The 12,147-nt window shown below is 64.1% G+C and carries 9 protein-coding genes; 8 read left to right on the top strand and 1 reads right to left on the bottom strand.

What is annotated here, in order from left to right; all coding sequences use genetic code 11:
• Positions 1-63: 63 nt before the first annotated feature.
• A complete protein-coding gene (gene otnC / locus ACUXVA_RS00395; protein ID WP_265082082.1) occupies positions 64-729 on the bottom strand; it encodes a 3-oxo-tetronate 4-phosphate decarboxylase in 666 nt (221 codons plus the stop codon).
• 110 nt (positions 730-839) lie between these two features.
• On the opposite strand from otnC, the gene ltnD reads away from it, so the two are divergent.
• The 8 genes from ltnD to ACUXVA_RS00355 all read left to right on the top strand — a co-directional run bounded on the left by ltnD (position 840) and on the right by ACUXVA_RS00355 (position 11,962).
• A complete protein-coding gene (gene ltnD, locus ACUXVA_RS00390) occupies positions 840-1,757 on the top strand; it encodes an L-threonate dehydrogenase (RefSeq protein WP_445490293.1) in 918 nt (305 codons plus the stop codon).
• A 20-nt stretch (positions 1,758-1,777) separates the two neighbouring features.
• Positions 1,778-2,557: a 2-oxo-tetronate isomerase gene (gene otnI, locus ACUXVA_RS00385; RefSeq protein ID WP_265082083.1), complete on the top strand. Its 780-nt coding sequence runs from the start codon at positions 1,778-1,780 to the stop codon at positions 2,555-2,557.
• Positions 2,554-3,831, top strand: coding sequence for a 3-oxo-tetronate kinase (gene otnK, locus ACUXVA_RS00380; protein ID WP_445490291.1), 1,278 nt, complete (start codon positions 2,554-2,556; stop codon positions 3,829-3,831). Before otnI ends, otnK begins: the two co-directional genes overlap by 4 nt.
• A 481-nt stretch (positions 3,832-4,312) precedes the next feature.
• A complete protein-coding gene (locus tag ACUXVA_RS00375; protein ID WP_445490289.1) occupies positions 4,313-6,004 on the top strand; it encodes a methyl-accepting chemotaxis protein in 1,692 nt (563 codons plus the stop codon).
• 131 nt (positions 6,005-6,135) lie between these two features.
• On the top strand, positions 6,136-6,288 hold the full coding sequence (locus ACUXVA_RS00370) for a hypothetical protein (RefSeq protein ID WP_445490287.1): 153 nt from the start codon (positions 6,136-6,138) through the stop codon (positions 6,286-6,288).
• Positions 6,289-6,491: 203 nt separating this feature from the next.
• Entirely contained in the window at positions 6,492-8,183 is a 1,692-nt protein-coding gene (locus ACUXVA_RS00365; protein WP_265082085.1) for a methyl-accepting chemotaxis protein, read from the top strand.
• Positions 8,184-8,389: 206 nt separating this feature from the next.
• Entirely contained in the window at positions 8,390-10,081 is a 1,692-nt protein-coding gene (locus ACUXVA_RS00360) for a methyl-accepting chemotaxis protein (protein WP_445490284.1), read from the top strand.
• Positions 10,082-10,270: 189 nt separating this feature from the next.
• Positions 10,271-11,962 carry a methyl-accepting chemotaxis protein gene (locus ACUXVA_RS00355; protein WP_445490282.1) on the top strand — a complete coding sequence of 564 codons (1,692 nt, stop codon included), beginning with the start codon at positions 10,271-10,273 and terminating at the stop codon, positions 11,960-11,962.
• Positions 11,963-12,147: the final 185 nt, after the last annotated feature.

The raw sequence follows: 12,147 nt of genomic DNA, 5'->3' as shown, positions 1-12,147 counted from the left end.
GGCGACGAATCACGCTCGCTGATTCCCGGTTTGTTCGCAATGCCGGTATGCCCCGCGATCGCGCTAATCGTGCCGATGATCGTGCGTCGGCAGCGCCAGGCCGAAGGTCTTCGTGAGATCTGCCACCTGCGCCGGTGTGAGAAAACGCGGGTTGAGGCCGCGCAGCAGCAGATAGAGCTTGGCGGTCTCTTCCAGTTCCTCGATGGCGAATACCGTGGCTTCCAGCGAATCGCCTGAGACCACCGGGCCGTGATTGGCCAGCAGCACGGAACTGTATTCCCCGGCCAGCCCCCGGATGGCGTCGGCCACGGCGGGATCGCCCGGCCGATAATACGGCACCAAAGCGGTGGCGCCGCATTTCATCAGATAATAGGGCGTCATCGGCGGCAGCGCGGCGCGCGGATCGATCTCTGGCAGCATCGACAGCGCCACCGAATGGGTCGAATGCAGATGCACCACCGCCTGCGCCGCCTTGCGGGTCGCGTAGAGCGCGGTGTGCAGCGGCACTTCCTTGGTCGGCGCGTCGCCCGACAGCAGACGGCCTTCGGCTCCCAGCCGCGACAATTTTGCCGGATCGAGCGCGCCCAGCGAGGCGTTGGTCGGCGTCACCAGCCAGCCGCCGTCGTCGCAGCGCACGCTGATGTTGCCGGACGAGCCCGGCGTCAGCCCGCGGTCGAACAGCGAGCGGCCGAGTCGGCAGATCTCTTCGCGCAGTCGTGTGTCGGTCATGGCGTGCCCCCGTGGCGCCTTGTCCCACGCTTTGGCAGGATGGCCAAGCCGTGATACCGAAGGGCCAAGCCGCGCGCCAAGGCGGCCATGAAAACCCGGGGAAATGCCGCATGCCTATCGCATCCGAGAAACCACGCGTCGCCGTCATCGGGCTCGGCTCCATGGGCTACGGCATGGCGCTGTCGCTGAAGCGCGCCGGCTTCCACGTCACCGGCTGCGACGTGTCGGCTGCCGCCGTGCAACGATTTGTCGATGATGGCGGGCATGGCGCGGGCACGCCGGCGGGAGCCGCGGAGAATGCCGATATCGTGGTCAGCGTCGTGGTCAATGCGGCGCAGACCGAAACCATCCTGTTCGGCGCTGACGGCGTCGCCGAAACTCTGCCGAAGGGGGCGGTGTTCGTCTCCAGCGCCACCATGGATCCCGACGTGGCGCGCCGCCTGGCCAGCACGCTCGAACCCAGCGGCCGGCACTATCTGGATGCGCCGATCTCCGGCGGTGCGCAGCGCGCGGGGGAAGGCGAGCTGACCATCCTGGCCTCCGGCAGCAAGGCGGCCTTTGCCCGCGCGCGGCCGGCGCTCGATGCCATGGCGGCGAAGCTCTACGAACTGGGCGACGAGGCCGGCCAGGGCGCGGCCTTCAAGATGATCAACCGGCTGCTGGCCGGCGTGCATATCGCCGCAGCGTCCGAGGCCATCGCCTTTGCGGCGAAGCAGGGCCTCGACATCCGCAAGGTCTACGAGGTGATCACCGCCTCGGCCGGCAATTCCTGGATGTTCGAGAACCGCATGCCGCATGTGCTGGACGGCGACTACACGCCGCGCAGCGCGGTGGATATTTTCGTCAAGGATCTCGGCATCATCCAGGACATGGCGCGCACGGCGAAATTTCCGGTGCCGGTGTCGGCCGCGGCGCTGCAGATGTTCCTCATGACCTCGGCATCGGGTATGGGCCGCGACGACGATGCTTCGGTGGCGCGGATGTATGCCAAGGTGACCGGGACCAAGCTGCCCGGCGATCCGGCCTGATCGACAATAGAGGACATTCAATGCCCCGCTTCGCTGCCAATCTCACCATGATGTTCAACGAGCACGAATTCCTCGATCGCTTCGATGCGGCGGCCAAGGCCGGCTTCACCGCGGTCGAATTCCTGTTCCCCTACGAGCATCCGCCGGAAGCCATCGCCGAGCGGCTGCAGCGCAACGATCTCAAGCAGGTGCTGTTCAACCTGCCGCCGGGCGACTGGAATGCCGGCGAGAAGGGCTTTGCGGCGCGGCCGGACAAGTTCGACGCGTTGCGGCACAGCGTGCAGACCGCGCTGCCCTATATCAAGGCCACTGGCGTTCGCCGCGTGCATCTGATGGCCGGCATCGCCGATCGCCGCGACCCCAAGGCGGTGGCGGCATTCCGCAAATCGGTGGAATGGGCCGCGAATTTTGTCGGCGATCACGGCGTCGACGTGGTGATCGAGCCGATCAACCCGCGCGACGTGCCCGGCTATTTCCTCAACGATTTCGGCTTTGCCTGCGACCTGATCCGCGACCTCGGAATTCCCAATGTCGGTTTGCAGTTCGACATCTATCACTGCCAGATCCTGCACGGCGACGTCACCATGCGGCTCCGCGAGATGCTGCCGCTGATCGGCCATATCCAGATCGCCAGCGTGCCGTCGCGCAACGAGCCCGGCGAGGAACTCAACTATCCGTTCCTGTTCGATGAACTTGACCGGCTGGGCTACGACAATTTCGTCGGCTGCGAGTATCGCCCGGCCGGCGACACGGTCGCCGGGCTCGGCTGGTTTCAACCCTACGCCGGAGCGAGGACATGACGCTGGCGCTGGGATGTATCGCCGACGACTATACCGGCGCCTCCGACCTCGCCAACACCCTGACCCGCTGCGGCTTGCGCACGGTGCAGACCATCGGCATCCCCGCTGACGATCTGGCGCTGCCCGAGGTCGATGCGGTCGTGGTGTCGCTGAAGAGCCGCTCCGTCGCCGCCGACACAGCGGTGGCGTGGTCGCGCGCGGCGGAGAAGTGGCTTCGCAGCCGCGGCGCCGAACACGTGCTGTTCAAGATCTGCTCGACCTTCGATTCCACCGACAAGGGCAATATCGGTCCGGTGATGGACGCGCTGCGCGCCGACAGTGGCGACGCCATGGTGCTGGTGACACCGGCCTTTCCGGAGACCGGCCGCTCCGTCTATCAAGGCAACCTCTTCGTCGGCAGCGTGCCGCTCAACGAAAGCCCGCTGAAGGATCATCCGCTCAATCCGATGCATGACTCCAACCTTGTGCGCGTGCTGGCGCGGCAGAGCGCGACGCGGATCGGCCTGCTTGATCTCGCCACCGTCACGCGCGGGCCGGAGGCGGTGCAGGCACATCTGCACGAACTCGCTGCCAAGGGTTTTGGCGCGGCCATCGCCGACGCGGTGTTCGGCCTCGACCTCGAGACGATCGGCACGGTGGCGTTGAGCCATCGTGTCTCGGTCGGCGCGTCCGGACTTGGGCTTGGACTGGCGCGTGCGCTGCTGGCGTCGGGCCGGGTGGCGGCTGCAACATGCGGGACCGATGAGGGCGAGCCGGTCGGCGGCGCCGCGGCATGTCTCGCCGGCAGTTGTTCGCAGGCGACGTTACAGCAGATCGCGGCGGCGGAGCGGGTGATGCCTGTGCTGCGCCTCGATCCGGAAAAAATCATCGCTGGCCCAACGGAAACGCAAGAGGCGCTGGCGTGGGCGCGCGCGCGGATCGGGCAGGGGCCGGTGCTGATCGCATCGAGCTCGACGCCGGATCAAGTGACCGCCGTGCAGGCGCGGCATGGCCGCGATGCGGCCGGCCATGCGATCGAACAGGCGATGGCCGATCTGGCTGAAGGGCTCATGCAGTCCGGCGTGCGTCGATTGATTGTCGCGGGTGGCGAGACGTCGGGTGCGGTCGTCGACCGGCTCAAGATCCCTGGCTTCCTTGTCGGCGCCGAGATCGCGCCCGGCGTTCCGGTGTTGCGCACTATATGTCCAACTGGCGACAGCAAACTTCTGGCGTTGAAGTCAGGCAACTTCGGCGGGCCCAGATTTTTCACAGATGCCGTCGCCTTGATGAACTGACGGTGGCCTGTTTGCAGAGAGATACTAAATTACTCACATAAGTTTGTTTTAGAATGCCATCCCCGGCTTCCTTGCCGGCGCCGCGATTGCGCCCGGCGTTCTGGAGCTGTGCGCCATATGTCCGATTGGTGGCAGAAAGCTGCTGGCGTTGAGTCGGGCAACTTCGAGGGGCCTGGATTTTTCACGGATGCCGTCGCGTTGATCAACTGGCGGTGGTCTGTTTTGAAAGGTGATAATAAATCGCTCGCTTGAGGTGGTTTCAAACTACCGTCGCTGCCCGAAATAGTCGCTAGGATACCACCAGAGTGCTCATATATTTTTTACACTACTCTTCTTTTTAAGCTTCGTCTGACAGATTTACCGTTGCGAACGTCGGCGTGATTTCAGCCTGCTGTTCTACAGACGCCGACATGTGCGTCAGAATTATAACAAAGTATCGCTCATTTTCACGCCAACGGTTTGCGCCGAGGAATCCTCATTCATGTTTGCTCGCCTTTCAATCCGCGCCAAGATTAGTTTGGTCGTTTCTTTCCTGCTGATCGGCATGGCGGGAATGGGCTTTCTGGCGATCCGGAACATGCGGGCAATCAATGCCCGCGCGGTCGAAATTCAGGCTAGCTGGCTGCCGAGCGTGCGTTTGCTGGGACAACTGCGTAGCAGCGTCGCTTCGTACCGCAACGTTGTTCGCGGGCATCTGTTGTCGCCGAAGGTCGAGGCCAAGGTGGACGCCGAGAAGCGGCTGGCGAAGTTTCTTGAGAATCTTGCCAAATTCCGTGCTCAATACGAAAAGTTGATCTCGTCTCCGGAGGAGCGTGCCCTCTATAGCCAATGGGCTCGGCAGTGGGACGTCTACAAGACGGCGTCGCTGGAAGTTTTGGCGCTGTCCAATCAGAGCGTCGGCAAGTTCCCGCAAGATGCCCAGGATCTCAACGAGACCAAGGTTATTCCGCTGGGGCAGCTGTCCGACACTACCCTCGAGAAGGACATCGACCTCAATAACAAGGGAGCCGACGAGACCGGTGCGGCGGCGTCTGCGGAATATGATTCTGCGTTCCTCATGCTGACCGCGTTGCTGGGGATCTCGGGGGGGCTGGGCATTGGCGTTGCCGTCTATCTCGTGCGCGACGTGTCGTTGGGCATCGCCTCGATCGTCAAGCCGATGCAGGCGCTCGGCAGCGGCGATCTCACCGCGATGGTGCCGTACCAGGGCATGAAGACGGAGATCGGATCGATGGCCGATGCGTTGCAGATCTTCAAGCAGGCTCTGATCGACAAGAAGGCCGCAGACGAAGCGGCCGCCGTCGAGGCAGAAGAGAAGATTCAGCGCGGCGAGCGCGTCGACAGGATCACCCGCGACTTCGAAGCCCTGATCGGCGAGATCGTCGAAACCGTGTCGTCGGCATCGACGGAGCTCGAGGCGTCAGCAGGCACGCTCACGGCCACTGCGGAACGCGCGCAGGATCTGGCAACCGCCGTTGCCGCGGCTTCGGAGGAAGCCTCGACCAACGTGCAATCGGTGGCGTCGGCCACCGAAGAGATGGCGTCCTCGGTCAACGAGATCAGCCGCCAGGTGCAGGACTCGGCGAGCATCGCCAGCCAGGCCGTGGATCAGGCGCGCGTGACCAACGACCGCGTTGCCGAACTGGCGCAGGCTGCCTCGCGGATCGGCGATGTGGTCGAGCTCATCAATACCATTGCCGGCCAGACCAACCTGCTGGCGCTGAATGCGACCATCGAGGCAGCGCGTGCCGGTGAAGCCGGCCGCGGCTTCGCGGTGGTGGCGTCGGAAGTGAAGGCCCTGGCGGAACAGACGGCGAAGGCGACCGGCGAGATCTCGGCTCAGATCTCCAGCATCCAGTCCGCGACGCACGAGTCGGTGGGGGCGATCAAGGAAATCGGGGATACCATCGGGCGGATGTCGGAGATCGCGTCCACCATCGCCTCGGCGGTGGAGGAGCAGGGCGCGGCAACGCAGGAGATTTCCCGCAACGTGAAGCAGGCCGCGCAAGGCGCCATGCAGGTGTCCTCGAACATCACCGACGTGCAGCGCGGGGCCAGCGAGACCGGCTCGGCGTCGTCACAGGTGCTGTCGGCGGCGCAATCGCTGTCGTCGGACAGCAATCGCCTGAAGCTGGAGGTCGGCAAGTTCCTGAGTGCGGTTCGCGCGGCCTGAGACCCGGCGATTCGCTGCAAGGCCGGCGCGCAGGGGCGGGCCGGGTGGCGGCTGCAACATGCGGGACCGACGAAGGCGAGCCGGTCGGCGGCGCCGCGGCGTGCCTTGCCGGCAGTTGTTTGCAGGCGAAGTTGCTGCAGATTGCGAAAGTGGAGCATGCGCTCGCCTGGGCACGCGCGCGGATCGGGCAGGGTCCGGTGCTGATCGCCAAGCTGCTGCCGCTGAAGTCTGGGAATTTCGCCGGTCCGGGATTCGTTGAGGATGCGCTCAGGCTCATGAAGTAAACAAGGCGCCGTTGGTCCGATGACGTACGCATCAGTTGAATTAATCCGATGCATCGGTGCTCAGGGCCGCTATCGCACGCATGGAAGTCATGTGCGCAGGTACTGGGTCCCTGCACGCCGCCTTAACCTTATGCGCCGAGGATAGCCCGGCAATCTGAACTGCCGCCATGTCGCCTGGCATCAGACAAAACGGAAACCTGGTCATGTTTACTAGCTACTCCATCCGCACCAAAATTACGGTCGTTGTTTCGTTCCTATTGATTGTCCTGGCGACGGTGGGATTGTTCGCGGTCACCAAGATGCAGGCGATCAACGCCAACGCGGTTGATATCCAAACCAACTGGCTGCCGAGCGTGCGTGCGCTCAGTGCGTTGAAGACCGGGGTATACTCCTACCGCAGCGCGATCAGGGCACACCTGTTGGCAAAGACCGCGGATGGCAAGGCGGCGGTGGAGAAGCGGGTTGCCTCAATCCTCGCGGACAACGACAAGACTCGGCGGATCTACGAGAAATACATCAGCTCGGCGGACGAACGCGCATTGTACGATTCATGGAGCCGGCAGTGGGATCTGTATGAACCCGCCGCCCAGAAAGTCATGGCGTTGTCGCGGCGCGACGCTGGCCGCAGCGCCGACGAGGCGATCCAGCTGAATGAAGGCGAAGTTCATCCGTTCGGGCAGAAGGCCGACGCCTTTCTGGAAAAGGATATGGCGCTGAACAACGCCGGGGCCGACGCGGCCGGCAAGGCGGCCACCGAAACCTACAACAACGCCTTCATGCTGCTGGCGGTCGTCCTCGGCCTCGCCATCGCGATCGGCGCCGGCATCGCGATCTATCTGGTGCGCGACGTCTCCAGAGGCATCGCCTCGATCATCGCGCCGATGCAGGCGCTCGGCCAGGGCGACCTGACCGCAGTCGTGCCGCATCAGGGCGAGACCACCGAGATCGGCAAGATGGCTGAGACGCTTCAGGTGTTCAAGCTGGCGCTGATCGACAAGCGGGCCGCCGACGAAGCGGCCGCTGTCGAGGCAGAAGAGAAGATTCAGCGCGGCGAGCGCGTCGACAAGATCACCCGCGACTTCGAAGCCCTGATCGGCGAGATTGTCGATACCGTGTCGTCGGCATCGACGGAGCTTGAGGCTTCAGCAGGTACGCTCACGGCGACCGCGGAACGTGCGCAGGACCTGGCAACTGCCGTTGCCGCGGCTTCGGAGGAAGCCTCGACCAACGTGCAATCGGTCGCGTCGGCGACCGAAGAGATGGCGTCCTCGGTCAACGAGATCAGCCGCCAGGTGCAGGACTCGGCGAGCATCGCCAGCCAGGCCGTCGATCAGGCGCGCGTGACCAATGACCGCGTTGCCGAACTGGCACAGGCTGCCTCGCGGATCGGCGATGTGGTCGAGCTCATCAATACCATCGCCGGCCAGACCAACCTGCTGGCGCTGAATGCGACCATCGAGGCAGCGCGTGCTGGTGAAGCCGGCCGCGGCTTCGCGGTGGTGGCCTCCGAAGTCAAGGCGCTGGCCGAACAGACCGCGAAAGCCACCGGCGAGATCTCGGCGCAGATCTCCAGCATCCAGTCCGCGACGCAGGAGTCGGTGGGGGCGATCAGGGAAATCGGGGATACCATCGGGCGGATGTCGGAGATCGCGTCCACCATCGCCTCGGCGGTGGAGGAGCAGGGCGCGGCAACGCAGGAGATTTCCCGCAATGTGCAGCAGGCCGCGCAAGGCACCATGCAGGTGTCCTCGAACATCACCGACGTGCAGCGCGGGGCCAGCGAGACCGGTTCGGCGTCGTCACAGGTGCTGTCGGCGGCGCAATCGCTGTCGTCGGACAGCAATCGCCTGAAGCTGGAGGTCGGCAAGTTCCTGAGCTCGGTACGCGCGGCCTGAGACCCGGCGATTCGCTGCAAGGCCGGCGCGCAGCGGCGGGCCGGACGGCCGACGAGAGTCCCCGCCCATGGCGGGGACAGAAGCAGGGAGCCATCGAAATTGGTTACCGCGCTTGCTACTTCTCCTTAATGAAATACCGCCAGAGTGTCCAAATCTGATGCTGGTGTCGTGCCCAACGACCCCAGCGCAATGAGGACACGGTAACCATGCTCGCCAGACTTTCGATCCGCGCCAAGATCACCTCGGTCATCGCATTCCTGCTGATGATCATGTTGGTGTCGGGCATGCTGGCGGTCAGCAGCATGAGGTCAATCAACTCCAGCGCTGCCGAAATCGAGAATGTCTGGCTGCCGAAGGTGCGGACTCTTGGCGAATTGCGAGTCGGCATCGGCATTTATCGCAACATGATCCGGGAGCACATGCTCAATGAAGCGGCCGGCGAAAAGGACCGGATGGCCGGCATGATGGCCGAGCGGGACCAGTTGAACGTGAAAACCCGCGACAAATACGAGTCGATCATCAACACGCCGGAAGAGCGCGCGCTGTTCAACGACTGGAAGCGTCAGTGGGACGTCTACAAGAAGGGCACCGAGGAGGTGATTGCGCTATCCCGCGCCAGCGCCGGAAAGGTTGCCGCCGAGGCGCAGACCTTGCATTCCAAGACGGTCAATCCGATCAGCCAGAAGGCCGAGGAGCTTCTGGTCGCGGCGGTGAACCTCAATAACAAGGGTGCGGCGGAAGCCGGGAAATACGCTGCCGGAACATTCGATTTCGCTTTCATGGCGCAGGCGATCGCGCTGACGATTGCTGCAGTGCTCGGCATCGGCATCGGCATCTACCTGGTCCGCGACGTATCTTCCGGCATTGCCTCGATCGTCACGCCGATGCAGGCGCTCGGCAATGGCGACCTCAGCGCGGTGGTTCCGCATCGCGGCGAGACCACCGAGATCGGCTCGATGGCCGACGCGCTGCAGGTGTTCAAGCAGGCGCTGATCGACAAGAAGGCCGCGGATGACGCAGCCATGGTCGATGCCGAGGAAAAGATCCGCCGCGGCGAGCGCGTCAATACCATTACCCGCGATTTCGAGGCCATGATCGGTCAGATCGTCGAAACCGTCTCGCATGCCTCGACCGAACTGGAGGCGTCGGCGGGAACGCTGACGGCCACGGCCGAGCGGTCGCAGCAACTGACCACCATGGTGGCCGCGGCATCGGAAGAAGCCTCCACCAATGTGCAGTCGGTCGCTTCCGCCACCGAAGAGATGGCGTCCTCGGTCAACGAGATCAGCCGCCAGGTGCAGGACTCCGCGCGTATCGCCGGCGAGGCGGTGGCGCAGGCGGAAAAGACCAACGATCGCGTCGGTGAGCTGGCCAAGGCCGCGGCCCGCATCGGCGACGTCGTCGAACTGATCAACACTATCGCCGGCCAGACCAACCTGCTGGCCCTGAATGCGACCATCGAGGCGGCACGCGCCGGCGATGCCGGCCGCGGCTTCGCGGTGGTGGCATCCGAGGTCAAGGCGCTGGCCGAGCAGACCGCCAAGGCGACCGGTGAGATCAGCGCCCAGATCAACGGCATCCAGGCCGCGACGCAGGAGTCGGTGAACGCCATCCAGGAAATCGGTACCACCATCGGCCGGATGTCCGAGATCGCCTCGACCATCGCCTCGGCCGTGGAAGAGCAGGGCGCAGCAACGCAGGAAATTTCCCGCAACGTGCAGCAGGCCGCGCAAGGCACCCAGCAGGTATCCGCCAACATCACCGACGTGCAGCATGGCGCCAGCGAGACCGGTTCGGCCTCGTCGCAGGTGCTGTCGGCGGCGCAGTCGCTATCCACCGAGAGCAGCCGACTCAAGCTTGAGGTCGGCAGGTTCCTGAGCTCGGTACGCGCGGCCTGAGACCCGCGATTCGCTGCAAGGTCGGCGCGCCGGTCGTCGGGCAGGCCGTCGGCTGGCGGTTGGTCGAAAGCAGGGAGCGATAGAACTTCTTTACCGCGCTTACTACTTATCCTTAACAAAATACCCGCAGAGTGTCCCAATCCAATGCTGGTGTCGTGCCCATCGACCCACGGCCAAAAGGACACGACCATGCTTGCCCGCATCTCCATTCGCGCCAAGATCACCATCGTCATTTCATTCCTGCTGGTGGCGATGACCGGCATGGGCCTGCTGGCAGTTGGCAAGATGCAGACGATCAATGCCAATGCGGCGGAGCTGAAGGACAACTGGCTGCCCAGCGTTCGCGTGCTCGGCGCGCTGCGCGCCACGACGATCGACTATCGCAACCTGATGCGGGCGCACATCCTGGCGCAGAATGCCGAACAGCTGGAAGCGGTCGACAAGGGCATCGACAAGATTGCCAAGCGGATCCTCGATCAGCGTTCCGAATTTGAAAAGCTGATTTCGAGTGCGGAAGAGCGCGCCGTCTACAGCGAGTGGTCCACGGAGTGGGAAAACTACCTCTCCCGCAGCCAGAGCCTGCTGGCGTTGGACCGCAAGAACCTCGGCAAGGGGTTACTCGAAGCGCATGAGTTGAATCTCAAGACTGTCAATCCGCTCGGTGCCAAGGCGGACTTCGTCCTGCTGAAGATCATCGAGATGAACAACAACGGCGCCGAAGCATCGGGCAAGCGGGCGACCGAGAGCTACAATTCGGCGTTCACGTTGTTGGCCATCATTCTCGGCGTCTCGGCGGCGGTCGGCATTGGTGTCGGCGTCTATCTGGTCAAGGACGTCTCCGCGGGTATTGCCTCGATCGCCTCGCCGATGCAGGCGCTCGGCGAAGGCGATCTGTCTGCAACGGTGCCGCACCGGGGCGAAAAGACCGAGATCGGCGGGATGGCGGATGCGCTGGAGCTGTTCAAGCAGGCACTGATCGCCAAGCGGGCCAGCGATGCAGCGTCGGCCATCGAGGCCGACGCCAAGATCGAACGCGGCGCGCGGGTCGACAGCATCACCCGCGATTTCGAGGCCATGATCGGCCAGATCGTCGAAACCGTCTCGCATGCCTCGACCGAACTGGAGGCGTCGGCGGGCACGCTGACGGCCACGGCCGAACGGTCGCAACAGCCGACCACCATGGTGGCGGCGGCGTCGGAAGAGGCCTCCACCAACGTGCAGTCGGTTGCCTCCGCCACCGAAGAGATGGCGTCCTCCGTCAACGAGATCAGCCGTCAGGTCCAGGACTCCGCGCGCATCGCCAGCGAGGCAGTGGCGCAGGCGGAGAAGACCAACGACCGCGTCGGCGAGCTGGCCAAGGCAGCGGCCCGCATCGGCGATGTCGTCGAACTAATCAACACAATCGCCGGCCAGACCAACCTGCTGGCGCTGAACGCGACCATCGAGGCGGCTCGCGCCGGCGATGCGGGCCGCGGCTTCGCCGTCGTCGCCTCGGAAGTGAAGGCCCTGGCGGAGCAGACCGCCAAGGCGACCGGTGAGATCAGCGCCCAGATCAACGGCATCCAGGCCGCGACGCAGGAGTCCGTGGACGCGATCAAGGAGATCGGCACCACCATCGGGCGGATGTCCGAGATCGCCTCGACCATCGCCTCGGCGGTGGAAGAGCAGGGCGCAGCGACGCAGGAAATTGCCCGCAATGTACAGCAGGCGGCGCAGGGCACCCAGCAGGTCTCCGCCAACATTACCGATGTGCAGCATGGCGCCAGCGAGACCGGTTCGGCCTCGTCGCAGGTGCATTCAGCCGCGCAGTCGCTGTCGTCAGAAAGCAGCCGCCTCAGGCTCGAGGTCGGCAAGTTCCTCGCGTCGGTTCGCGCCGCCTGAAGACATTGCGATGAACTCGCGTCGCTTGCCCCGACAGGCGACGACCTGTCTGACGCGTGACGGTCGGCCCAGCGCGCGCCTGCGTCCACTCCTCTGACACGGCAGCACTCCATCGAAGCTACTGATGTTTCGCCGCCAGATATGCATCTAAATACCGCGAGAGCCGACAAATGACGCATCAGCTT

The sequence above is a fragment of the Rhodopseudomonas sp. RCAM05734 genome (genome assembly GCF_052658035.1).
Note: the sequence above shows the minus strand (reverse complement) of the source record. Positions and strands in the feature narration are given on the sequence as shown.